General features: G+C 71.8%; 19 protein-coding genes. 12 read left to right on the plus strand and 7 right to left on the minus strand.

Features of this window, described 5'->3' with window-relative positions; all coding sequences use genetic code 11:
- Positions 1–163: 163 nt before the first annotated feature.
- Positions 164–1,123, plus strand: a complete 960-nt coding sequence (locus ACIQFZ_RS00995) for a DeoR/GlpR family DNA-binding transcription regulator (RefSeq protein ID WP_402690320.1) — start codon at positions 164–166, stop codon at positions 1,121–1,123.
- A 202-nt stretch (positions 1,124–1,325) separates the two neighbouring features.
- On the opposite strand, the gene ACIQFZ_RS01000 is transcribed toward ACIQFZ_RS00995, so the two are convergent.
- Positions 1,326–3,098, minus strand: a complete 1,773-nt coding sequence (locus tag ACIQFZ_RS01000; RefSeq protein ID WP_402690321.1) for an acetyl/propionyl/methylcrotonyl-CoA carboxylase subunit alpha — start codon at positions 3,096–3,098, stop codon at positions 1,326–1,328.
- A gap of 365 nt (positions 3,099–3,463) precedes the next feature.
- Here ACIQFZ_RS01000 and ACIQFZ_RS01005 point away from each other — a divergent pair, with 365 nt between their 5' ends.
- Positions 3,464–4,027 carry a hypothetical protein gene (locus tag ACIQFZ_RS01005; protein WP_402690322.1) on the plus strand — a complete coding sequence of 188 codons (564 nt, stop codon included), beginning with the start codon at positions 3,464–3,466 and terminating at the stop codon, positions 4,025–4,027.
- Here ACIQFZ_RS01005 and ACIQFZ_RS01010 read toward each other — a convergent pair whose 3' ends face one another.
- The 4 genes from ACIQFZ_RS01010 to ACIQFZ_RS01025 all read right to left on the minus strand — a co-directional run bounded on the left by ACIQFZ_RS01010 (position 4,028) and on the right by ACIQFZ_RS01025 (position 7,481).
- Positions 4,028–4,648, minus strand: coding sequence for a nucleoside triphosphate pyrophosphatase (locus ACIQFZ_RS01010; protein ID WP_361427636.1), 621 nt, complete (start codon positions 4,646–4,648; stop codon positions 4,028–4,030). It lies immediately after the preceding gene.
- A 32-nt stretch (positions 4,649–4,680) separates the two neighbouring features.
- The gene (gene mmpB, locus ACIQFZ_RS01015) at positions 4,681–4,809 is read right to left on the minus strand and encodes a morphogenic membrane protein MmpB (RefSeq protein WP_361427639.1); all 129 of its coding nucleotides are present in this window, start codon (positions 4,807–4,809) and stop codon (positions 4,681–4,683) included.
- A gap of 854 nt (positions 4,810–5,663) precedes the next feature.
- Positions 5,664–5,870 (minus strand): acyl-CoA carboxylase subunit epsilon, encoded by a 207-nt coding sequence (locus tag ACIQFZ_RS01020; RefSeq protein WP_402690323.1) that lies wholly within the window; start codon positions 5,868–5,870, stop codon positions 5,664–5,666.
- Between the two features lie 9 nt (positions 5,871–5,879).
- Positions 5,880–7,481 (minus strand): acyl-CoA carboxylase subunit beta, encoded by a 1,602-nt coding sequence (locus ACIQFZ_RS01025; RefSeq protein WP_383057201.1) that lies wholly within the window; start codon positions 7,479–7,481, stop codon positions 5,880–5,882.
- Positions 7,482–7,592: 111 nt separating this feature from the next.
- On the opposite strand from ACIQFZ_RS01025, the gene ACIQFZ_RS01030 reads away from it, so the two are divergent.
- Both ACIQFZ_RS01030 and ACIQFZ_RS01035 read left to right on the plus strand, forming a co-directional pair.
- Complete coding sequence (locus ACIQFZ_RS01030; RefSeq protein WP_376652724.1) at positions 7,593–8,477, plus strand: biotin--[acetyl-CoA-carboxylase] ligase; 885 nt, start codon at positions 7,593–7,595, stop codon at positions 8,475–8,477.
- A 116-nt stretch (positions 8,478–8,593) separates the two neighbouring features.
- Positions 8,594–9,757 carry an adenylate/guanylate cyclase domain-containing protein gene (locus tag ACIQFZ_RS01035; RefSeq protein WP_376652725.1) on the plus strand — a complete coding sequence of 388 codons (1,164 nt, stop codon included), beginning with the start codon at positions 8,594–8,596 and terminating at the stop codon, positions 9,755–9,757.
- A 19-nt stretch (positions 9,758–9,776) separates the two neighbouring features.
- Here the strand turns inward: ACIQFZ_RS01035 and ACIQFZ_RS01040 are convergent, their stop codons facing one another.
- A complete protein-coding gene (locus tag ACIQFZ_RS01040) occupies positions 9,777–10,511 on the minus strand; it encodes a hypothetical protein (RefSeq protein WP_402690324.1) in 735 nt (244 codons plus the stop codon).
- Between the two features lie 227 nt (positions 10,512–10,738).
- Between ACIQFZ_RS01040 and ACIQFZ_RS01045 the strand changes: the two genes are divergently transcribed.
- The 3 genes from ACIQFZ_RS01045 (at position 10,739) to hutH (ending at position 14,664) form a co-directional block, all read left to right on the plus strand.
- Positions 10,739–11,533 carry an enoyl-CoA hydratase/isomerase family protein gene (locus ACIQFZ_RS01045; RefSeq protein WP_402690325.1) on the plus strand — a complete coding sequence of 265 codons (795 nt, stop codon included), beginning with the start codon at positions 10,739–10,741 and terminating at the stop codon, positions 11,531–11,533.
- Positions 11,534–11,877: 344 nt separating this feature from the next.
- Positions 11,878–13,029 (plus strand): diguanylate cyclase domain-containing protein, encoded by a 1,152-nt coding sequence (locus ACIQFZ_RS01050; protein WP_402690326.1) that lies wholly within the window; start codon positions 11,878–11,880, stop codon positions 13,027–13,029.
- A 96-nt stretch (positions 13,030–13,125) separates the two neighbouring features.
- A complete protein-coding gene (gene hutH / locus ACIQFZ_RS01055) occupies positions 13,126–14,664 on the plus strand; it encodes a histidine ammonia-lyase (protein WP_383057239.1) in 1,539 nt (512 codons plus the stop codon).
- A gap of 42 nt (positions 14,665–14,706) precedes the next feature.
- Here the strand turns inward: hutH and ACIQFZ_RS01060 are convergent, their stop codons facing one another.
- On the minus strand, positions 14,707–15,042 hold the full coding sequence (locus ACIQFZ_RS01060; protein ID WP_376652727.1) for an LAETG motif-containing sortase-dependent surface protein: 336 nt from the start codon (positions 15,040–15,042) through the stop codon (positions 14,707–14,709).
- Positions 15,043–15,151: 109 nt separating this feature from the next.
- Between ACIQFZ_RS01060 and ACIQFZ_RS01065 the strand changes: the two genes are divergently transcribed.
- From ACIQFZ_RS01065 to ACIQFZ_RS01085, 5 genes are all read left to right on the plus strand, one after another.
- Complete coding sequence (locus tag ACIQFZ_RS01065; RefSeq protein WP_383057207.1) at positions 15,152–15,556, plus strand: hypothetical protein; 405 nt, start codon at positions 15,152–15,154, stop codon at positions 15,554–15,556.
- Positions 15,557–15,776: 220 nt separating this feature from the next.
- Entirely contained in the window at positions 15,777–17,021 is a 1,245-nt protein-coding gene (locus ACIQFZ_RS01070) for an Ig-like domain-containing protein (RefSeq protein ID WP_402690327.1), read from the plus strand.
- A gap of 112 nt (positions 17,022–17,133) precedes the next feature.
- Positions 17,134–18,585: an ABC transporter permease gene (locus ACIQFZ_RS01075; RefSeq protein ID WP_402690328.1), complete on the plus strand. Its 1,452-nt coding sequence runs from the start codon at positions 17,134–17,136 to the stop codon at positions 18,583–18,585.
- A gap of 69 nt (positions 18,586–18,654) precedes the next feature.
- Complete coding sequence (locus tag ACIQFZ_RS01080) at positions 18,655–19,338, plus strand: ABC transporter ATP-binding protein (RefSeq protein ID WP_365430328.1); 684 nt, start codon at positions 18,655–18,657, stop codon at positions 19,336–19,338.
- 225 nt (positions 19,339–19,563) lie between these two features.
- Positions 19,564–22,797, plus strand: a complete 3,234-nt coding sequence (locus tag ACIQFZ_RS01085; protein WP_402690451.1) for a S8 family peptidase — start codon at positions 19,564–19,566, stop codon at positions 22,795–22,797.
- Positions 22,798–22,931 lie beyond the last annotated feature (134 nt).

Below are 22,931 nucleotides of genomic sequence, written 5' to 3' on the forward strand. Positions count from 1 at the left end.
TCCGGGCCGACTCCCCACCGGTCACGGGGAGTTGCGGACCATGCCGGTGGCACGGGCGGGGGGACCAGGCCCTATACCACCTCGCACCCTGCCCTGCGAACAACTTCTGCTATTCGGCGCAAACTGCTGAAAGCAGACGGTCGCTGGGGTTACTGTCAGTTTCGTGTTCGCTGCTGAACGTCGCCAATTGATCCTCGAAATGGTGCGAGCGAACGGTGCCGTGTCGCTCCGTGAACTCGCCCGCGTCGTCCAGACCTCCGAAGTGACCGTACGGCGGGACGTGCGGGCGCTGGAGGCCGAAGGACTCCTCGACCGCCGGCACGGCGGTGCGGTACTCCCGGGTGGGTTCACCCGGGAGTCCGGCTTCCCGCAGAAGTCGCATCTCGCGACCGCGGAGAAGACGGCCATCGCCGACCTCGCCGCGAGCCTCGTCGAAGAGGGCGAGGCGATCGTCGTGGGCGCGGGTACCACCACTCAGGAGCTGGCCCGCCGGCTCGCCCGGGTGCCCGGCCTGACCGTCGTCACCAACTCCCTGCTGGTCGCCCAGGCGTTGGCCCATGCCAACCGCGTGGAGGTCGTGATGACCGGCGGCACGCTGCGTGGCTCCAACTACGCGCTCGTCGGGTCGGGGGCGGAGCAGTCGCTGCACGGGCTGCGGGTGTCCAAGGCCTTCCTGTCGGGGAGCGGGCTGACGGCCGAACGGGGCCTGTCCACCTCCAACATGCTGTCGGCGTCCGTCGACCGGGCCCTGGTGCAGGCCGCCGCGGAGGTGGTGGTCCTCGCCGACCACACCAAGCTCGGTGCGGACACGATGTTCCAGACCGTTCCGACCGATCTCATCACCCGCCTGGTGACGGACGAGCCCCCGGGCCACGACGACCGCGCGGCCACCGAGCTCCAGGCCCTCGCCGACCAGGGCGTCCAGATCGCCGTGGCCGGCGGCACGGGAAACCCGGTGGTGGACCAGCCCCCGCCCCGCGACCGTCGCCGTGAGGTCCCGCTCCCGGGCCCCCGCCGCAACCAGCCGCCGAGCGCGAACCTCCGCCCGGCGTCCCTGGGCGGGGAACAGCCGAACGGCACGGAACGCCCGGCCGCGCGGGTGGCGGACCTCCGGAGGCGATGAGGGGCGTCGAACCGCCCTCGGGACCTTAGAACCGCCCTCGGGACCTTAGGACCGCCCTCGGGACCTTAGGACCGCCCTCGGGAAAGACTTCCGACCGTCCTGCGCAAAGACTTCCGCCCGCCCTACGGAAAGCACAGCGCCCGGCGGGCCGCTCTCGCGGCTCGCCGGGCGCCTGTGCGTGTGGTGCGGGTGCTCCGGGAGATCAGTCCTTGATCTCGCAGATGACGGCGCCGGAGGTGATGGAGGCGCCGACGTCGGCCGAGAGGCCCTTGATGGTGCCACTGCGGTGGGCGTTGAGGGGCTGTTCCATCTTCATGGCCTCCAGAACGACGACCAGGTCGCCTTCCTTGACCTCCTGGCCCTCCTCGACGGCGACCTTGACGATGGTGCCCTGCATCGGGGAGGCGAGGGTGTCGCCGGAGGCGACGGGGCCGGACTTCTTCGCGGCGCGGCGCTTGGGCTTGGCGCCCGCGGCGAGGCCGGTGCGGGCCAGGGACATGCCCAGCGAGGTGGGCAGGGAGACCTCCAGGCGCTTGCCGCCGACCTCGACGACGACGGTCTCACGGCCCGCTTCCTCGTCGGTGTCGGTCTCGGCGAGGGCGGTGAAGGGCTTGATGTCGTTGACGAACTCGGTCTCGATCCAGCGGGTGTGGACCGTGAACGGGTCGGCGGAGTCGGTCAGTTCGGGGGCGAACGCCGGGTCGGTGACGACCGCGCGGTGGAAGGGGATCGCGGTGGCCATGCCCTCGACCTGGAACTCCTCCAGGGCGCGGGCGGCCCGCTGGAGGGCCTCCTTGCGGGTGCGGCCGGTCACGATCAGCTTGGCCAGCAGGGAGTCCCAGGCCGGGCCGATGACGCTGCCGGACTCCACGCCCGCGTCCAGGCGGACGCCGGGGCCGGACGGCGGGGCGAAGTTCGTCACGGTGCCGGGGGCGGGCAGGAAGCCTCGGCCCGGGTCCTCGCCGTTGATGCGGAACTCGAAGGAGTGGCCGCGCAGCGGCGGGTCGTCGTAGCCGAGTTCCTCGCCGTCGGCGATGCGGAACATCTCGCGGACCAGGTCGATGCCGGCGACCTCTTCGGTGACCGGGTGCTCGACCTGGAGGCGGGTGTTGACCTCCAGGAAGGAGATCGTGCCGTCCTGGCCGACGAGGAACTCGCAGGTGCCGGCGCCGACGTAGCGGGCCTCCGTCAGGATGGCCTTGGAGGCGCGGTACAGCTCGGCGACCTGCGCCTCGGACAGGAACGGCGCCGGGGCCTCCTCGACCAGCTTCTGGTGGCGGCGCTGGAGGGAGCAGTCGCGGGTGGAGACGACGACCACGTTGCCGTGCTGGTCGGCCAGGCACTGGGTCTCCACGTGGCGGGGCCGGTCCAGGTAGCGCTCGACGAAGCACTCGCCGCGGCCGAAGGCGGCCACGGCCTCGCGTACCGCGGACTCGTACAGCTCGGGGACCTCGTCCAGGGTGCGGGCGACCTTGAGGCCGCGTCCGCCACCGCCGAAGGCGGCCTTGATGGCGATCGGCAGGCCGTGCTCCTCGGCGAAGGCCACGACCTCCTCGGCGCCGGAGACGGGGTCGGGGGTGCCGGCCACCAGCGGGGCGCCGGCGCGCTGGGCGATGTGCCGGGCGGCGACCTTGTCGCCGAGGTCGCGGATGGCCTGCGGCGGCGGGCCGATCCAGATCAGGTCGGCGTCGAGCACGGCCTGGGCGAAGTCGGCGTTCTCCGAGAGGAAGCCGTAGCCGGGGTGGATCGCGTCCGCGCCGGACTCCATCGCGGCCTTGAGTACCTTGTCGATGTCCAGGTAGCTGGTGGCCGGGGTGTCACCGCCCAGGGCGAACGCCTCATCCGCGGCGCGGACATGCAGAGCGTCCCGGTCCGGGTCGGCGTAGACGGCCACGCTCGCGATACCGGCGTCCCGGCAGGCCCGGGCAACGCGGACAGCGATTTCGCCACGGTTGGCGATGAGCACCTTGCGCACGATTGAGGCTCCCTCCTTGAAACAAGCCGAGTTTAGGGACTGCCGACACGGCACTTCGACCCGTCCCCGATGGTGAGCTTGCCCACACGGAGCGTGATTCGAGGCGCGCTCGACCTGCGAAATCCCTTGTCGCATCGCTGTACGCAGGACTCCTCCGGAAAACCCTAGCCCTCCCATGTGGCCAAGGTCTCTGTGAGGGCGTGCTGCGACGCACTTCGTTTCTTTGTGGAGTCCCTACGAATGGCCCAACGATTCTTTGCCGGTGGCAGAACCCTTGTCCCCCGGTTTACCGGTTAGTAGCGTTCGCGATGTCTCGGCGGTACTCGCGGTAACAGGGCTCCGGACGGAGCGGCAGTCGGAAGTGGGTGGGACCGGTGCGCAGACCGGTGGCGTGGGTGGTGGCGGCCGTGCTCTTCGCCGAGGCGTTCGGCGTGGTGGCGCTGAACTGGTTCCTCGGCGAGGTCGTGCACCGGCAGAGGATGTCCCTGGCCGGCCTGGATCCGAACGTGATGTCGAACTCGTCGAAGGCCGGCGGTCTGGTCTTCGGCCTCTACTTCGCCCTGTGCGGGCTGGTCGCCCTGCTCGTGGCGGTACGGGGCCGCCGCCCTGCCGGGCTCGGACGCGTCCTGCTGATCAGCGCGGCCGTGGTGCACGGGCTGCTGGGCGCGTTCGCCTGGGGGCTGGTGGGCTGGCGGGCGTTCCTGTTCATGGTGCTGGTGCTCGGGCTCATCGTGCTGCTGCTGATGACGTACGACCGCGAGGAGGGGCCGGCCGGTGAAGTGCCGGGCGGCGGCCCCCGGGACAAGGGTGGTCCAGGGTTCGAGGTCGACCCAGGGTCCGGGAGCGCCCCCGGACCCGCGGACCAAACGGATCACGGGAGCGAGGCACCCAGGCCTCTCACCCCTCCGGCCGAGGCCCGCACCCGCTGATCAGTCCTCGGCGGGCGCCCACAGCTCGGTGATGCCCACGCCGAGTTCGGCCAGCAGACGGCGGATCAGGGGCAGGCTGATGCCGATGACGTTGCCGTGGTCGCCGTCGATGCCGTCGATGAACGGCGCCGAGCGGCCGTCCAGGGTGAAGGCGCCGGCCACGTACAGCGGCTCGCCCGAGGCGACGTACGCGGCGATCTCCTCGTCCGTCGGCTCGCCGAAGCGGACCACGGTGGAGGCGGTGGCCGAGGCGTGCCGCCCGCTCTCCGTGTCCCAGACGCAGTGCCCGGTCTGGAGGGTGCCGGCCCGGCCGCGCATCGCCTTCCAGCGGGCGGTGGCCTCCTCGGCGTCGGCGGGCTTGCCCAGGGCGTGGCCGTCCAGGTCGAGCACCGAGTCGCAGCCGATCACCAGCGCGCCCCGGACCTCCGGCCGGGCAGCCACCACGGAGGCCTTCGCCTCCGCGAGCGCGAGGGCCAGTTCGGCGGGGGTGGGCGCGGTGATCGCGTCCTCGTCGACACCGCTGACGATGACCTCCGGGTCGAGCCCGGCCTGCCGGAGCAGCCCGAGCCGGGCGGGGGACTGGGAGGCGAGCACGAGTCGGCGGCGCGGCTGGTCTGTCATACGGTCAGCGTATCGGCGGCGGCTCTTCCGGCTCACCTCACGCCGATCACGAACATCGCCAGCACCATGGCCAGTGCCATGAGAATCCCCAGCCGCCGCAACATGTCCTGCGTGTCACGCAGTTCCTTCGGCGGCTCGTTCTCGGGATCGGACCACAGCATCCTCCGATCGTGCGACCGCGACCACGCCACGCGCCTGAGTACGCGTACTCAACTTTGCCCCCGCACCCGCCCCACCGAGCGCTCACGCGGGCGGGAGGCAGGCGCCGCCTCACCGGCTGGACCGACCTTGAAGACCGGGGTCCGTCCCCGGGCCACCGCTCCGACGGGGCCACACCGGCGCCGGCCCTGCGGCTGCGGGCGCTGCTGAGTGGGACAGCGGCCGGCCGGCGGACGGGCAAGGCCCGGGGCGGAGCCGTGCCCGAGCACACAGGGAGACGCCGAGGAACCCGGCCGGGACACAGGGGCGGGGTACGGGGGTGGAGCCCGGCAGGGGCGCAGGGGCGGAGCCCCGCGGGGTCGGGGGCGAAGCTCCAGGGAGCGGTCACTTGAGCCCCACCGAGTCGGGCGAGCGGTGGGCCAAGCACCCTGGGCGGAGCCCCAGGTGCGGTCGCTTGAGCTTTACCGAGTCGGGCGGGCGGTGCGGCAAGCACGCGGGGTGCAGCCCCGGCGGGGTGCAGGGGCGGAGCCCCGCGGGGTTTGGGGCGGAGCCCCACGTGGCGGTCGCCTCAGCCCTACCGAGTCGGGCGGGTGGGTGGGCAAAGCGGGGCGGAGCCCCCGCAGGGGTGTAGGGGCGGAGCCCCGCCGGGGTCGAGGGCGGAGTCCCGGGGGACGGTCGCTTGAGTCCTACCGAGTCGGGCGGGCGGTGGGGCAAGCACATGGGGCGGAGCCCCGGCGGGGTGTGGGGGCGGAGCCCCGCTGGGGCTTGGGGCGGAGCCCCGGGGAACGGTCGCCTGGGCCCCACCGAGTCGGGCGGGTGGGTGGGCAAGGCACTCTGGACGGACGGTGGCGGGCGATCAGCCGGGCCAGTAGGTGCGGGACCAGGCCGTCGGGCCCGGGTGGGGGACCCGGTGGGTGGCGATGCGGGACGGGTCGGACCAGGAGTCTCGGGGGGCCGGCGCGCCGGACGGCGTGTTGGCTGCCGCCGCGGCGCGGACCCGGACCACCGCCAGGGCGGCGGCAAGCTCCTCCGGGGTCGGATTGCCTCGTACGACCTTGATCACAGCGGCTCCTTACAGGGGGATGTTGCCGTGCTTCTTCGGAGGCAGGGATTCCCGCTTGGTGCGCAGTTGACGCAGGCCGCGCACGAGGTGGGAGCGGGTGTCGGAGGGTTTGATCACCGCGTCGACGTAGCCGCGTTCGGCCGCGACGTAGGGGTTGAGGAGGGCGTCCTCGTACTCCTGGATCAGTCGGGCGCGGGTCGCCTCGGCGTCGCCCGTGGCCTCGGCCTCGGCGATGGTGCGGCGGTGCAGGATGTTCACCGCGCCCTGGGCGCCCATGACGGCGATCTGGGCGGTCGGCCAGGCCAGGTTGAGGTCGGCGCCCAGGTGCTTGGAGCCCATGACGTCGTAGGCGCCGCCGAAGGCCTTGCGGGTGATCACGGTGATCAGCGGGACCGTCGCCTCGGCGTAGGCGAAGATCAGCTTGGCGCCGCGGCGGATGATGCCGGTGTGCTCCTGGTCGACGCCCGGGAGGAAGCCGGGCACGTCGACGAAGGTGAGCACGGGCACGTTGAAGGCGTCGCAGGTCCGTACGAAGCGGGCGGCCTTCTCGGAGGCGTCGATGTCCAGGCAGCCGGCGAACTGCATCGGCTGGTTGGCGACGATGCCGACCGGATGGCCTTCCACCCGCCCGAACCCGGTGAGGATGTTCGGCGCGAACAGCGGCTGGGTCTCGAAGAACTCGGCGTCGTCCAGGACGTGCTCGATCACCGTGTGCATGTCGTAGGGCTGGTTCGCGCTGTCCGGGACGACCGAGTCCAGCTCCAGGTCCTCGCCGGTGACCGCCACGTCGGCCTCCTCGGGGAAGACCGGCGGCTCGGAGAGGTTGTTCGAGGGCAGGTACGACAGCAGCTGCTTGACGTACTCGATCGCGTCCTTCTCGTCCCCGGCCATGTGGTGGGCCACGCCGGAGGCGGTGTTGTGGGTGCGGGCGCCGCCCAGTTCCTCGAAGCCGACGTCCTCGCCGGTGACCGTCTTGATGACGTCCGGGCCGGTGATGAACATGTGCGAGGTCTGGTCGACCATGACCGTGAAGTCGGTGATCGCCGGCGAGTAGACCGCGCCGCCCGCGCACGGGCCCACGACCAGGCTGATCTGCGGGATCACCCCGGAGGCGTGGGTGTTGCGGCGGAAGATCTCCCCGTACGCGCCGAGGGAGGCGACCCCCTCCTGGATCCGGGCGCCGCCCGAGTCGTTGATCCCGATGACCGGGCAGCCGGTCTTCAGGGCGAAGTCCATCACCTTGACGATCTTCTGCCCGTAGACCTCGCCGAGTGCTCCGCCGAAGACGGTGAAGTCCTGCGAGAACACCGCGACCGGACGGCCGTCGACCATGCCGTAGCCGGTGACGACGCCGTCCCCGTACGGCCGGTTCTGCTCCAGGCCGAAGTTGGTGGAGCGGTGCCGGGCGAACTCGTCCAGCTCGACGAACGACCCCTCGTCGAGCAGCAGTTCGATCCGCTCGCGAGCCGTCAGCTTCCCCTTGGCGTGCTGCTTCTCCACGGCACGCTCGGAGCCGGCGTGCGTCGCTGCCAGGACGCGGCGCTGAAGATCCGCGATCTTGCCCGCGGTCGTGTGAATGTCGATCTCTTGGCGCTCTTCCGGCTCGGACATCGGGATCGCGGCTCCCTGCCTGCTCACAAGGGGGGACGGTTACTCATCCGTAGCGTAGTAGGGGGTCCGCCGTTCGGCAGTGCGGCGTTTCCCACACCTAGGGTGGCTTGCATGACGCCCCGAGATGCAGCAGACGGCAACCCCGACAACACGCCGCACGACAGCCGCTGGTCCGACCTGGACCGCCCGCCCCTGAACGCCGGGGCCCTGCGGCGCGGGCTGGTGCGGGCGGACGGGCTGTGGTCCGAGGTGGACGTGGTGCAGAGCACGGGCTCCACGAACACGGACCTGGTGGCCCGCGCCGCCGCCGGGAAGGCCGCCGAGGGTGCCGTCCTGGTCGCCGAGGAGCAGACCTCCGCCCGGGGCCGTCTGGACCGCCGGTGGACGGCCCCGCCCCGCTCCGGGCTGTTCTTCTCGGTGCTGCTGCGGCCCAGCGAGGTGCCGGTGGCCCGCTGGGGCTGGCTGCCGCTGCTCACCGGCGTCGCGGTGGCCACGGGCCTGTCCCGGTCCGCCGGGGTCGACACGGCGCTGAAGTGGCCGAACGACCTGCTGGTGACCGTCGGCGGTGAGGAACGCAAGGCCGGCGGCATCCTGGCCGAGCGTGCCGGTGAGGACGCCGTGGTCATCGGCGTCGGCGTCAACGTCACGCTGCGGCAGGAGGAGCTTCCCGTCCCGCAGGCCGGCTCCCTCGCCCTCGCCGGAGCCGTGAGCACCGACCGCGACCCGTTGCTGCGGGCGGTCCTGCGCTCCCTGGAGGACTGGTACGGCCGATGGCGGGCGGCGGGAGGCGATCCGGCCGCGAGCGGTCTCCAGGAGACGTACGCGGCGGGCTGTGCGACGCTCGGGCGGGTGGTCCGGGCGGAACTGCCGGGCGACCGGTCGTTGGTGGGAGAGGCGGTCGCGGTGGACGGCGACGGCCGGCTGGTCATCGCCACGGAGGAGGGAGTGCAGGAGCCGGTCGGCGCGGGCGACATCGTGCATCTGCGCCCCGTGTGAATCGGTGCCGGTCAGCTCCCCCCTCGGCGCGGCCTGACGGAGTGAGCTGGCGCACACCTGCCGTAGAGTTGAGGCCGGTCGATACCTGACCGTGGCAGATCGGAAGGGCAGCAGGCGTGACCGTCGACGACACGGGCTCCGGCGCGGACGCGGACGGCCGGGAGGAGCCTCCGCCATTCCCGTCCTCGCTCGAGCAGGAGGACTCCGACGACGCCGAATCCGGCGAACACCCTCTCGCGCTGCGTCTCGAACAGCTCATCCTGGGCGCGGAGCGGCGCTACACCCCGTTCCAGGCGGCCCGCAGCGCCGGCGTCTCCATGGAGCTGGCCTCCCGCTTCTGGCGGGCCATGGGCTTCGCCGACATAGGCCAGGCCAAGGCACTCACGGAGGCCGACGTACTGGCCCTGCGGCGGCTCGCCGGACTCGTCGAGGCGGGGCTGCTCAGCGAGGCCATGGCCGTGCAGGTGGCCCGGTCCACCGGGCAGACCACCGCCCGTCTGGCCGAATGGCAGATGGACTCCTTCCTGGAGGGCCTGACCGAGCCGCCCGAGCCCGGCATGACCCGCACCGAGGTCACGTACCCGATCGTCGAGCTGCTGCTGCCCGAGCTGGAGGAGTTCCTGGTCTACGTCTGGCGCCGCCAGCTCGCCGCCTCGGCCGGCCGGGTCGTGCAGGCCGCCGACGACGAGGAGATGGTCGACCGGCGGCTGGCCGTGGGCTTCGCGGACCTCGTCGGCTTCACCCGGCTGACCCGCCGCATGGAGGAGGAGGAGCTCGGCGAGCTGGTCGAGGCGTTCGAGACGACCTCGGCCGACCTCGTGGCCGCGCGCGGCGGACGGCTCATCAAGACGCTCGGCGACGAGGTGCTGTACGCCGCCGACGACGCCGGCACGGCGGCGGACATCGCGCTGCGGCTGGTCGAGACGATGGCCCACGACGAGACGATGCCGGAGCTGCGGGTGGGCATGGCGTTCGGCACGGTGACCACTCGTATGGGCGATGTGTTCGGCACCACCGTCAACCTCGCCTCCCGGCTCACCTCGATAGCGCCGCGTGACGCCGTCCTGGTGGACAGCGCGTTCGCCGAGGAGCTGATCCGCACCGGGGACGCCCCGGCGTCCGAGGCGGAGGCGGCCGAGGCCGCGGCGGCCGCGGAGAAGGAGGGCGAGGAGCCGCCGGTGTACCGGTTCGCCCTTCAGCCGATGTGGCAGCGTCCGGTACGCGGTCTGGGTGTGATCGAGCCCTGGCTGCTCACCCGGCGGAGCGACGGGACCCCGTAACCGGCGGTCGCGGTCCGGATCAGCGGCCGGGAACGGCCTCGACGCCGACGCACAGCCCGATGATCGGCAGGCACAGGCCGCCCCCGCCGGAGGGCGGGGCCGGGGGCTGCGTACTCCGGCTCGGGGACGGTGTGGGGCGCGGAGCCGGGGCCGTGCTGGCGGACGGCCGTGGCGCGTTGGTGGGCTCGGGGTGCTCGGGGTGCTCCGGCGGGTCCGGGTCCTCGGCGAGTGCCGTGGGAACGGTCGTGGTCTCCGGGAGCGCCGAGGGCTCCGCGGCAGCCGTCGCCGCGGACGGGGACGCCACCGGTACGGCGCTTCCGTCCGGGACCGGCGCGCCGCTCACCCCGCGCAGGGCGACGGCCGCCGAGGGCGCGGTCGCCGGACCTGCCGCGGTCGTGGCGGAGGTGTTGGCGGGGGTTCCGGCGGAGCCGCCCGAGTCGTGGCCCGGGGCCGCGTGGGGTTCGGCCTCCGCGGCGCCCAGGCGGGTCGGCCCGGACTCGGGCGCCAGCCGTACGAGGCTCAGGACACCGGCGGCCACCGCGAGCCCACCGGCGGCCAGCAGCGCCTTGCGCGGCCGGCGCCTGCGGTGCCGTCCGCGGGCACGGGGGCCCCAGAGCGGCGTCCATGCGCCGGCGGTCTCCTCCGCCGTGGCGCCGGCGCCTATGTCTGCGCCGTCGCAGTGATCGCCGTTGTCGTTCTTGTCGCCGTCGTTCTTGTCGCCGTCTTGCCGGACTGTGGCCGTGTGCGTCGTCATCGCCGTCCTCCCCGATGCGCTCGCGCCCCCCGATGCGCCGTGGCGGACGCACGTTATGCGCTCTCATGGGGGTTCGGCGGGAGTTGGCCGGGGATGTCACTCGAACGGGGGGCCGGGTCTCGACAACGGGGCCGCGCCTGTGCCTCGTCCGCCCTTTCCTCGGTGCGGGCCCTGCTGCGATGATCGGGGCAGGTTTCTTGTTAACTCGCGTTAACCAGGAGGGTGTCATGAGCGAGGAGCGGTTCGGCGAGTTCGTGCTGGTGCGACGGCACGACTACGTCGCGGAGCTCGTCCTGGACCGGCCCAAGGCGATGAACGCCGTGTCCACGGACATGGCCGGGTCGATCGCAGGGGCGTGTGCGGCGCTCGCCGCCGACCGGGACGCGCGCGTGGTCGTCCTGACGTCCTCGCACGAGCGGGCGTTCTGCGTCGGCGCCGACCTGAAGGAGCGCAACTCCTTCAGCGACGCCGACCTGGTGCGTCAGCGCCCGGTCGCGCGCGGGGCGTACACCGGCGTACTGGAGCTGCCGATGCCGACGATCGCCGCGGTGCACGGGTTCGCGCTCGGCGGCGGCTTCGAGCTGGCCCTGTCCTGCGATGTGATCGTGGCCGACCGTACGGCCGTGGTGGGGCTGCCGGAGGTCTCGGTGGGGGTGATCCCCGGCGGCGGCGGTACGCAGTTGCTGCCCCGGCGGGTGGGTGCCGCGCGGGCGGCCGAGCTGATCTTCACGGCGCGGCGGCTGGAGGCGCCGGAGGCGGCCGAGTTGGGCCTCGTGGACCGCCTGGTGGACGAGGGCCGGGACCGTGAGGAGGCGCTGGAGCTGGCCTCCCGGATGGCGGCGAACTCGCCGGTCGGACTGCGCGCCGCCAAGCGTGCCCTGCGACTCGGACACGGCCTCGACCTGCGGGCCGGCCTGGAGGTCGAGGACGCGGCCTGGCGCTCGGTCGCCTTCTCCGCGGACCGCGCGGAGGGAGTGGCAGCCTTCAACGAAAAGCGCCCCCCACACTGGCCGGGCGAGTAACCACCCCCTCGCGACAACCGCCCCCCACACCGACCGGGACGGCGGCCACTAGACACCGAACAGTCCGGCGACCGCCGTGCGGCACGCCGGCCGGAGGGGGCGGGAGCCCGCCCGCCGGGGCCGGACGGCCTGCGGCTCCGCGCCTGCCGTTCGCCGTGACCGCCGGGCCTTGTGGTCGCCGTGCTTGGCGAGCCGCACCTGGTCGGGGCCCGGGGCGCCGTGCCTCGCGGGTTCGGGGGTGTGTGAGGCCGTGTGGGATCCTGTGGGCCCGGCGGAGCCGTTTGCGGCGCACTGGCAGGTGGGCCAATGTCTCGATTCATCTGAAACATCCCTAGCCTGGGGTGATGGGCGAGAACAGGCGGCTGGCGGACGTCGTGGCGTTGGCGCAGGGGATGGCCGCGGCGCAGACCTCGCGTGAGTCGTGGCGGGCGGCGGCGCTCGGCGCGTGCCGGGCGCTGGAGGGGAGCTTCGCCGCGCTCTCGGTGTGGGAGCGCGAGCACGGCCGGCTGCGGGTCCTGGTGAACGTGGGGGACCGGGCACCGGAAGAGGCGGAGTTCCCGGAGGGCGAGGCCTACCCGGTGCACCAGTTCCCTGAGATCACCGAGTTCCTGCACGAGCGGTGGGCCTCGGGCGGCGAACCCGACGCCTGGGTGGAGACCGCCGACGGCGCGGCCGCGGGCCACCCCGGCTACAGCCACCAGCGCGTCGCCGCGCTGCGCAGGCGAGGGCGCGGCTGCTGCGTGGTCGCGCCGATCGTGCAGCACGGACGCGCCTGGGGCGAGCTCTACGTCGCCCGTCCGGTCGGCACCCCCCTCTTCGGCCGCTCCGACGCCGACTTCGCCACCGTGCTGGCCGCCGTGGTCGCCGCCGGGCTCGCCCAGAGCGAGCGGCTGGAGGAGGCCCGCAAGCTGGCGTTCACGGACGCGCTGACCGGACTCGCCAACCGCCGCGCCGTCGACGTGATGCTCGACGAGGCGATCGAGCGGCACCGCGCGGACGGCGTCGTCGTCAGCCTCGTCGTCTGCGACCTCAACGGGCTCAAGCAGGTCAACGACACCCTCGGCCACGCCGTAGGCGACCGGCTCCTCGAACGGTTCGGCTCCGTGCTGTCGCTGTGCGGCGCGATGGTGCCGGGCGCCCTCGTGGCACGGCTCGGCGGCGACGAGTTCTGCCTGGTCGCGGTGGGCCCCTCGGCCGACGACGTGATCAAGGCGGCCGACGAGCTGTGCCGGCGCGCGGCCGAGCTGGAGCTGGGCGAGGGCGTCGCCTGCGGGGTGGCCTCGACCGAGCACGCGATCCGGCCGGTACCGTCGGCCCGGCGGCTGTTCCGGCTCGCCGACGCCGCCCAGTACCGGGCGAAGGCGCTGCGCGCCGACCGGCCCGTGGTCGCCGGCCGCGAGGGCGCGCAGGACCCGGTCGTCCGCCTCGTCGACGCGCCCTCGCCCGCACCAAAGGCCCCGGTGGAGCGGCGCCGCTTCCGGGGCCGCAGGCCCTGATGGGCGCCGGGTATTCCGGCCGCGAGTTGTAAGAGGCACTCCCGGCACCCACTAGTGACATCTTCGCATTCACTGCGTACGCTCCTGAATATGGATATGCATACTGTGGTGGTGGGGACGTCGGGGGTCACCGCGTCCGACGTTCTCGCCGTGGCGCGCGGCGGCGCCCGTATCGAGCTCTCCGACGAGGCGGTGGCGGCCCTCACGGCGGCCCGGGAGATCGTGGACGCGCTGGCTGCCAAGCCCGAACCCGTCTACGGCGTCAGCACCGGCTTCGGCGCCCTGGCGACCCGGCACATCAGCCAGGAGCTGCGCACCCAGCTCCAGCGCAACATCGTCCGCTCGCACGCCGCAGGCATGGGCCCGCGGGTCGAGCGCGAGGTCGTGCGGGCGCTGATGTTCCTGCGGCTCAAGACCGTGTGCTCCGGGCACACCGGCGTACGCCCCGAGGTCGCGCAGACCATGGCCGACGTGCTCAACGCCGGCATCACCCCGGTCGTGCACGAGTACGGCTCCCTCGGCTGCTCCGGTGACCTCGCCCCGCTGTCCCACTGCGCCCTCACCCTCATGGGCGAGGGTGACGCGGAGGGCCCCGACGGCGTCGTACGCCCCGCCGCCGAGCTGCTCGCCGAGCACGGCATCCAGCCCGTAGAGCTGCGCGAGAAGGAGGGCCTGGCCCTCCTCAACGGCACCGACGGCATGCTCGGCATGCTGATCATGGCCCTCGCCGACCTCGACACGCTGTACAAGTCCGCCGACATCACCGCCGCCCTCAGCCTGGAGGCGCTGCTCGGCACGGACAAGGTCCTCGCCCCCGAGCTGCACGCCATCCGCCCGCACCCGGGACAGGGCGCCTCCGCCGCCAACATGCTGGCCGTGCTCAAGGGTTCCGGCCTCACCGGGCACCACCAGGGCGACGCGCCCCGCGTCCAGGACGCCTACTCCGTGCGGTGCGCCCCGCAGGTCGCCGGCGCGGGCCGGGACACCCTCGCGTACGCCCGGCTGGTCGCCGAGCGGGAACTCGCCTCCGCCGTGGACAACCCCGTCGTCCTGCCCGACGGCCGGGTGGAGTCCAACGGCAACTTCCACGGCGCCCCGGTCGCCTACGTGCTGGACTTCCTCGCCATCGCCGCCGCCGACCTCGGCTCGATCGCCGAGCGTCGTACCGACCGGCTGCTCGACAAGAACCGCAGCCACGGCCTGCCGCCGTTCCTCGCCGACGACGCCGGCGTCGACTCGGGTCTGATGATCGCCCAGTACACGCAGGCCGCGCTGGTCAGCGAGATGAAGCGGCTCGCCGTACCGGCGTCCGCCGACTCCATTCCGTCCTCCGCCATGCAGGAGGACCACGTCTCCATGGGCTGGTCGGCGGCGCGCAAGCTGCGCACGGCCGTCGGCAACCTGAACCGGATCATCGCGGTCGAGCTGTACGCCGCCGCGCGCGCCGTTCAGCTGCGCGAGGGCCTGACCCCGGCTCCGGCGAGCCAGGCGGTCATCGACGCCGCTCGCGAGGCGGGGGTCGAGGGACCGGGTCCGGACCGCTTCCTCGCGCCCGACCTCGCCGCCGCGGACGCCTTCGTGGCGGACGGCCGGCTCGTCGCGGCGGCCGAGACCGTCACCGGCCCGCTCCAGTAGGACGGCGGGCCGGGCGCCAAGTCGAGGGAGCGCCGGGCGGGTTCAGAAGCCCAGGCGCTCCCGGCGCACGGAGTAGACCACGAAGCCGGCGCCCAGTATGAGGAGCGCGCTGCCGCCGACGACGTACGGAGTGGTGTCGATGCTTCCGGTGTCGGCGAGTTCGGTCCCGTTCCCGGCGGAGGCGTCCTCCTGGGCGCCGGACGTCTCCGCCGCAGAGGCGGGCCGCCCCTGCTCCGTGACCTGGGCGGTCGGCACCGCCGGGCCCGCCCCTCTCGCCGGAGTGCCCACCGACGCGTCCGCGGAGGGGACGAACCACAGGGCGCCCAGCAGGGTGCCCGCGGCGGTGGCGGTCAGCAACGTACGGCGAGCGGATGACACGGAATATCGATCCCCTTGTGGCGCTGGCGAATTGGCCGTGTGGGGCGATGTTAGTGAACGTCGCGGGTCACAGGAAAGTCACGGGACGTTTGAGCCGTACCCTCCGACCATGAGCACTCCAGAGACTTCACGATTTGTACGCCTCAGTGTCGAGCTCGTCCTCGAGATCGAGGACGAGGACGCCGTCATCGGGGCGGCCCGCAGCCGGATCGCCGAGCACATCGAGGACGGTGAACTGGACCCCGCGGAGCGGGCGCACGCCGAGGGCGCTGTGACGGAAGACACCGCCGAGGCCCTGGCGTACCTGGTCGATCCGTTCGACCTGGTCGGCGAGGTGCCGGGGGTGGAACTCCAGCAGGCCTCCTGGTCGAGCGAACCCATCGCGTACGACCCGGATTCGCCCGACTGGGAGTTCGGCGAGGATGATGACGACGAGGAAGTCGACGAGGAGGGCGACGAGGGCGACGAGGGCGGGGACGACGAGAAGGTGGGCGGCGCCGGACACTCCGGCTGACGTCGCCCGGATCACATCGGCGACCCCGGCCGCAACCGACGTCCGGGGTTTCGTCGTCTCATGCAACGCGCAGGCCGGCCGCGCACCGTCCGCTACGGCGGACGTGGCGAGTCCCACATTTCCACGACGTGGGACAGGGGATGAAACGGTCGTAGCGTTGAGGACTCGCGACGGGGGCCTCGAGGGGTTTTGGGACTCGCCAACGATGGAGAAGCGTGTGATGACGAACAGTAAGCGGCGCAAGCGCCTGACGGCCGCGTCCGCACTGCTCGGCGGTGTACTGGTGCTCACGGGCTGTTCCGGCAGCAACGACGCGGCCGATGGCGGTGGCGACACCTCGCAGGCCAAGGCCGACAAGGCCGCGGCCGAGGAGTCGTCGGAGGCCCAGATCAAGATCACACCAGCGGACGGCTCCGACAACGCCTCGATCAACAACTCCGCTGCCGTGATCGTGGCCAAGGGCACGCTGACGCAGGTCACCATGACGACGGCCGACGGTACGGCCGTCGCGGGGCAGATATCGGCCGACAAGAAGAGCTGGAAGCCCGACGCCCAACTCCAGCGCGCCACCACCTACAAGGTCGCCGCGAGCGCCACCGACGCCAAGGGCCGGGCCGCTCACGAGAACGCCTCCTTCACCACGGTCGCCCCGGCGCAAAGCTTCATCGGCTCCTTCAATCCGGACAACGGCACCACGGTCGGCGTCGGCATGCCCGTCTCGATCAACTTCGACAAGGCGATCACCAACAAGGCGGCCGTCGAGAAGGGCATCACCGTCACCTCCTCCAGCGGCCAGGAGGTCGCCTGCCACTGGTTCGGTGTGCAGCGCCTGGACTGCCGTCCCGAGCAGTACTGGCAGGAGAACTCCACCGTCACGCTGAAGCTCGCCCTCGACGGCGTCGAGGGCGCCCAGGGCGTCTACGGCGTCCAGCAGAAGACGGTCACCTTCAACATCGGCCGCAACCAGGTCTCCTACGTCGACGCGAAGACCAAGCAGATGAAGGTCACGCGGAACGGAAAGGTCGTCAAGACCATCCCGATCTCCGCGGGGTCGCCCGAGAACAAGACGTACGAAGGCCGGATGGTGATCTCCGAGAAGTTCAAGGAGACCCGGATGAACGGCGCGACGGTCGGTTTCACCGACGACGACGGCAAGGGCGAGTACGACATCAAGGACGTGCCGCACGCCATGCGCCTGACCAGCTCCGGCACCTTCATCCACGGCAACTACTGGGGCGGGCCGGGTGTCTTCGGCAACGTCAACACCAGCCACGGCTGTGTCGGCCTGCAGGACAAGAAGGGCGCGAACGACCCGAACACGCCGGGCTCGTGGTTCTTCGACAACTCGATCGTCGGTGACGTCGTCGTCGTCCAGAACACCGGCGACAAGACCGTCGCCCCGGACAACGGCCTCAACGGCTGGAACATGAGCTGGGCGCAGTGGAAGGCCGATTCGGCCGCCTGACGACCGCTTGCCCGTGAAGACCGGTGCCGCCCCTCGGGGCCGCACCGGTCTTCTCATGCTTCTCTTATGACGGCCTCAAGACCTCATCAGGCGGCGCCCCTACCGTCGGCGCATGTACTTCACCTACCTGAGGCGCGAGCTGCGCCGCCGTCGAAAGGCGGCTCTCGTCGTCGCCTCCGGCCTCGCGCTGGGCATCGCGCTGGTCATCGTGGTCAACTCCGTGTCCAACGGCATGGGCGCGGCGCAGGAGAAGGTCCTGCAGTCGCTGTACGGGCTGGGCACGGACATGACCGTCAGCAAGGCCGCCACGCCGACGTCCGGCGACTCGCGCCCGCGCTTCAAGTTCGATGCCAAGGAGAACGGCGACGAGGGCGAGCAGAGTAGCGACCGGGTCATGGCGCAGGGCTTCACCACCCTGTCCGCCTCCACGGTCACCAAGGTGGCGGACCAGCAGGGCGTCTCCTCCGCGGTCGGCGGGCTCAGCCTCAACGTGGTGAGGGTCAACGGCCAGTTCACCCGTGGCCAGTTCCAGCAGGGCGGCGGCGGTGGCGAGACGCGCGGGGCGCCCGGCTCCGGGCCGCAGGGCCGGGTCATGGGCGGCGGCGCCGACTTCGACGTCAACCAGTACACGGTCTACGGCACCGACGTCACCCGGCCGGAGCTCGGCCCGCTGACCTCCTCGAAGATCACCGACGGCCGTACCTTCAAGTCCGACGAGACCGACGCCAAGGTCGCCGTCGCCGACTCGGGGTACGCCAAGGAGAAGAAGCTCAAGGTCGGCGGCAGCGTCACCGTCAAGGGCGTCAAGTACGAGGTGATCGGCATCGCCACCGCGAGCAGCGGGGACGCGGCGGCCAACCTGTACATCCCGCTGAAGCAGGCGCAGACCCTCAGCGGCGACAAGGACAAGGTCACCACGATCTACGTCAAGGCGGCCGACTCCCAGCAGATCGACGCCGTCAAGAGCGCCATCCAGAAGAACGTCCCGGGAACCACGGTCACCACCTCCGCCGACCTGGCCAAGACCGTCTCCGGCTCCCTGTCCACCGCCTCCGATCTGGCCACCACCGTCGGCAAGTGGCTGTCCATCGCGGTGCTCGTGGCCGCTTTCCTCGTCGCCGGCCTGCTGACCTCCTCGGCGGTCTCCCGGCGGGTACGCGAGTTCGGCACGCTCAAGGCGCTGGGCTGGAAGTCGGGCCGGGTGACCCGGCAGGTGGTCGGCGAGGCCGTCGTCAACGGCCTGGTCGGTGGCGCCCTCGGGATCGCGCTCGGCCTGGCGGGCGCGTACGCGGTGACCGTGATCAGTCCGACGCTTCAGGCGCAACTGGGTGGTTCCGGTGGCGGCCCGGGCGGCGGGGGCGTCTTCCGCGGTGGCGGGGGCCTCGGCGGACCCGGCCGGCAGGCCGCGAAGTCCCTGGAGGTCGCGCTGACCGCGCCGGTCAGCCTCACCACCATCGTCCTCGCGGTCGGCCTCGCCGTGGCCGGTGGTCTGATCGCGGGCGCGTTCGGCGGCTGGCGGGCCTCCCGGCTGCGCCCGGCCGATGCCCTGCGGCGCGTCGAGTAGCGCGCCGCCCGCCGCGACCCAGAGGGCCGTCGGCCCAACTTCTCCACGCATCCCAGGAGCTGTTCCCCCATGTACGAACTCACCGGCGTCACCAAGCACTACACCCGGGGCAAGGAGGTCGTCCGCGCCCTCGACGAGGTCGACCTGACCATCGGCGACGGCGATCGGCTGGTCATCCAGGGCCCCACCGGCGGCGGCAAGTCGACGCTGCTGCAGATGCTGGGCGGCCTGGACCGGCCCACCTCCGGCCAGGTCGTCCTCGACGGCACCGATCTGGCGAGGCTGCCGGAGGCCCGGCTCACCCGGGTGCGCAGCGAGAGCATCGGCTTCGTCTTCCAGTCCTTCAACCTGATCCCGACCCTGACCGCGCAGGAGAACGTCGAGACCGCCCTTGTCCCGCTCGGTATCAAGGCCGCCGAACGGCGCGAACGGGCCGCCGAGGCACTGGAGTCGGTCGGGCTCGGCGAGCGGCTCGGGCACCTGCCGTCCGAGATGTCCGGCGGCCAGCAGCAGCGCGTCGCCATCGCCCGCGCCCTGGTCAAGCAGCCGAAGGTGCTGCTCGCCGACGAACCCACCGGAAACCTCGACGAGTCCATGCGCGACGAGATCATGGACGTACTGGAGCGCATGTGGAAGGAGCACGGGCTGACGTTCGTCATGGTCACCCACGACTCCGCCATCGCGAGGAAGGCCCCGCGCGTCGCGACCATCCGCAAGGGCCGCATCACCGTCAAGGAGAACGCGGGCGCCTGAGGGGGAGGCCTAACCGCACCCTGGTATTGAGCAGTTGATCACCCCCCGGCATACTTCGTGTTCCGGGGGGTGGGGGTGTAGCGCACTTGTGCGAGCCTTACCCCGGCCGAGTGGACAGGGAATCCGCTCGGCACTCCGTTTCCAGGGGGAGTTTTGCGCAGACAAGTGAAAAGAGCGTGCGTGGCCACGGTCGCCGCAGCGGCGGCCGTGGCTCTCGCCGCGGGTATGACGAGCCCCGCCTCGGCGGAGCCCGAGCAGCGCTCGGCCCACGCCGCCGGGCCCACGGCCCACCGCACCGTCACTCTCATCACCGGCGACCGGGTCACCGTGGACGCCAAGGGGCGCGTGGTCGGCCTGCACCGGGCCGAGGGCCGCGAGCAGATACCCGTGCAGGTCCGCCGGACGGGCGGACACACCCTCGTCGTACCGGCCGACGCGTCCCGGCTGATCGCCTCCGGCAAGCTGGACCAACGCCTGTTCGACATCACCGAGTTGAACAAGTCCGCCACCCGCAGGTCGCTCAAGAACGGTCTGAAGGTCATCGTCGGCTACCAGGGCGCGGCCACCACCGCCCGGGCCGACGTCCGCGAGGCCGGCACCCTGCGCCGGGCCCTGAAGGCGCTGAACGCCGACGCGGTGCAGACGCCCCTCAAGGACACGCCCGAGCTGTGGAAGGCCCTCACCAAGGGGGACCGGACCAGCGCCGGCATCGCGCACATCTGGCTCGACGGCGTCCGCAAGGTCAATCTCGACAAGTCCGTGCCGCAGATCGGCGCGCCGAAGGCCTGGCAGACCGGCTACACCGGCAAGGGCGTGAAGATCGCCGTCCTGGACACCGGTGTCGACGCCACCCACGACGATCTGAAGTCCCAGGTGGTGGCGGCCAAGAACTTCTCCACCGCCGCCAGCACGACCGACCGCTTCGGCCACGGCACCCATGTCGCCTCCATCGCGGCGGGCACCGGCGCCAAGTCGGGCGGCAAGTACAAGGGCGTGGCGCCCGGCGCCAAGATCCTCAACGGCAAGGTCCTCGACGACGACGGCTACGGCGACGACTCCGGCATCCTGGCCGGTATGGAGTGGGCGGCCCAGCAGGGCGCCGACATCGTCAACCTCAGCCTCGGCGGCCCGGACACCCCCGGAGTCGACCCGCTGGAGGCGGAGGTCGACAAGCTCTCCGCCGAGAAGGGCATCCTCTTCGCGATCGCCGCGGGCAACGAGGGCCCCGAGACGCTCGGTTCGCCCGGCAGCGCCGACTCCGCCCTCACCGTCGGCGCCGTCGACAAGAAGGACCGGTTCGCCGACTTCTCCTCCACCGGCCCGCGTCTGGGCGACGGCGCCATCAAGCCCGACGTCACCGCGCCGGGCGTGGCCATCACCGCCGCCGCGGCCAAGAACAGCCTGATCGGCCAGGAGGTCGGCGAGAACCCGGCCGGCTACCTGACCATCGACGGCACCTCGATGGCGACCCCGCACGTCGCCGGTGCCGCCGCGCTCCTCAAGCAGCAGCACCCCGACTGGGGTTACGCCGAGCTGAAGGGCGCGCTGGCCGGCTCCGCCAAGGGCGGCCCGTACACCCCCTTCGAGCAGGGCGCCGGCCGTATCGCCGTCGACAAGGCGATCCAGCAGACCGTGATCGCCGACCCGGTGTCGGTGAGCTTCGGCATCCAGGCCTGGCCGCACACCGACGACGAGCCGGTCACCAAGCAGCTGACCTACCGCAACCTCGGTACCGAGGACGTCACGCTCAGCCTCGCCATGACGGCCACCGGCCCCAAGGGCCAGCCTGCCCCGGACGGATTCTTCACGCTCGGCGCGACCGAGGTGACGGTCCCGGCCGGCGACAAGGCCTCCGTCGACGTGACCGTGAACACCCGGCTGGGCGGCACTCTGGACGGCGCGTACTCGGCGTACGTGACGGCGACCGGCGGCGGGCAGACCGTCCGCACGGCCGCGGCCGTGCAGCGCGAGGTCGAGTCGTACGACGTCACCGTCAAGCACATCGGCCGGGACGGGAAGCCCGCCGCCGGCTACGACACGGTCCTGTTCGGCTACACCGGCCGCGGCGTGGACCGCGCCTACCAGGTGCCCGCGGGATCCGGCACGTCGACCGTGCGCGTGCCCAAGGGCACCTACGTGCTGGACGCCTGGATCGCGAAGGACTTCACCACCTTCAAGGGCGGCCTGGACTGGCTGGTCCAGCCGAAGCTGACCGTCACCGGGAACGTCACGGTCACGGTCGACGCCCGCAACGCCAAGAAGGCCGACATCACCGTGCCGGACAAGACCGCACGGCAGCACATCGGGACGATCGGCTACGTCTACGACCCGGCGATGATCGGCCTCACGATGATCGTCGACTCCTGGTCCGACCTGCGCACCGGCTCCATCGGCGGCGACGTCACCGGGCTCACCCAGGCCTGGAGCGGCCAGTGGACCAAGGGCGCGAAGGCCGAGTACGACGTGGCGACCTCCGCGACGGTCAAGCGGTTCCAGGGCGGCAAGGTCCGCCACTTCGCCGCGCGTGAGCTCGCCACGGTGAAGAACAACGTGGGCGCGGGCGCCTCCGGCAAGACCGGCGCCGTCACGCCGTTGGGCGTGCTCTCCGACGGCTTCGTCGTCACGGACAGCATCGAGCAGAAGCTGCCGGGTACGCGGACGCTGTACCTGTCGACCGGCAACGGCATCATGTGGGGCCTGTTCATGGAGCAGTTCCGCGGCCACGACAAGAAGGGCCAGCCGATCACCGAGGCGCTGTACGCGTCCGACAGCTTGAAGACCTACAAGGGCGGCAAGACCTACACCAACACCTTCAACAGGGCGGTGTTCGGTCCTCACCTGAGCCGGAACTACGGCGTCTTCCGCTACGGGAACGAGCTCTACGGCGCCCTGCCGCTGTTCTCCGACTCCGAGGCGCACTGGGGCCTCTCGACATTCACCTCGGCGAACACGACCCTGTACCGCAACGGCAAGAAGGTCGCCTCCAACAAGGACCCGCTGTTCGGGGACGAGCCCTTCACCGTGACCGCGGGTGACGCCCAGTACCGGCTGACCACCTCGGTCAAGCGCAGCGCCAAGGTCGCGAACGCCTCCACCCGCGTCGACGCGAGCTGGACGTTCCGTTCCAAGAAGCCGTCCGGCCGGGCGGAGGTCCGGCTGCCGGCCTCCATGCTCCGCTTCAAGGCGGGCACCGGCCTGGACAACCGTGTCCCGGCGGGCAAGAAGGCCACCTTCCCGGTCACCGTGGAGGGGGCGGCCGCGGGCAAGAACCTCAAGTCGCTGAGTGTCTGGGTGTCGTACAACAGCGGCAAGACCTGGAAGAAGGTCACCGTCACGAAGGGCAAGATCACCGTCAAGAACCCGGCGAAGGGGAAGGCGATCTCCTACAAGGCCAAGATCACGGACAAGAAGGGCAACGTGTCCACGGTCGCGATCTACGCTGCGTACTACGGCAAGTGAGCCGGTAGTCGACGGCCCTTGATGGCCTGACGGGCCTGACGGCCCATGGAGAACGAGCGGCCCGCCGGAAGCATGGCTTCCGGCGGGCCGTTTTCGTTCCCGTGTTCGGGGCCGGGGCCGGGGCCGGGGCCGGG

The organism is Streptomyces sp. NPDC093064 (assembly GCF_044754605.1).
Lineage (GTDB): Bacteria > Actinomycetota > Actinomycetes > Streptomycetales > Streptomycetaceae > Streptomyces.

What these genes read in the sequence shown, in the direction of transcription:
- ACIQFZ_RS01010 (WP_361427636.1), bottom strand. Translation starts at nt 4,648, where the DNA reads ATGACAGACCAGCCGCGCCGCCGACTCGTGCTCGCCTCCCAGTCCCCC.
- mmpB (WP_361427639.1), bottom strand. Translation starts at nt 4,809, where the DNA reads ATGCTGTGGTCCGATCCCGAGAACGAGCCGCCGAAGGAACTGCGTGAC.
- ACIQFZ_RS01025 (WP_383057201.1), bottom strand. Translation starts at nt 7,481, where the DNA reads ATGTCCGAGCCGGAAGAGCGCCAAGAGATCGACATTCACACGACCGCG.
- ACIQFZ_RS01030 (WP_376652724.1), top strand. Translation starts at nt 7,593, where the DNA reads ATGACGCCCCGAGATGCAGCAGACGGCAACCCCGACAACACGCCGCAC.
- ACIQFZ_RS01040 (WP_402690324.1), bottom strand. Translation starts at nt 10,511, where the DNA reads ATGACGACGCACACGGCCACAGTCCGGCAAGACGGCGACAAGAACGAC.
- ACIQFZ_RS01045 (WP_402690325.1), top strand. Translation starts at nt 10,739, where the DNA reads ATGAGCGAGGAGCGGTTCGGCGAGTTCGTGCTGGTGCGACGGCACGAC.
- ACIQFZ_RS01050 (WP_402690326.1), top strand. Translation starts at nt 11,878, where the DNA reads ATGGGCGAGAACAGGCGGCTGGCGGACGTCGTGGCGTTGGCGCAGGGG.
- hutH (WP_383057239.1), top strand. Translation starts at nt 13,126, where the DNA reads ATGCATACTGTGGTGGTGGGGACGTCGGGGGTCACCGCGTCCGACGTT.
- ACIQFZ_RS01065 (WP_383057207.1), top strand. Translation starts at nt 15,152, where the DNA reads ATGAGCACTCCAGAGACTTCACGATTTGTACGCCTCAGTGTCGAGCTC.
- ACIQFZ_RS01070 (WP_402690327.1), top strand. Translation starts at nt 15,777, where the DNA reads ATGACGAACAGTAAGCGGCGCAAGCGCCTGACGGCCGCGTCCGCACTG.
- ACIQFZ_RS01075 (WP_402690328.1), top strand. Translation starts at nt 17,134, where the DNA reads ATGTACTTCACCTACCTGAGGCGCGAGCTGCGCCGCCGTCGAAAGGCG.
- ACIQFZ_RS01080 (WP_365430328.1), top strand. Translation starts at nt 18,655, where the DNA reads ATGTACGAACTCACCGGCGTCACCAAGCACTACACCCGGGGCAAGGAG.
- ACIQFZ_RS01085 (WP_402690451.1), top strand. Translation starts at nt 19,564, where the DNA reads ATGACGAGCCCCGCCTCGGCGGAGCCCGAGCAGCGCTCGGCCCACGCC.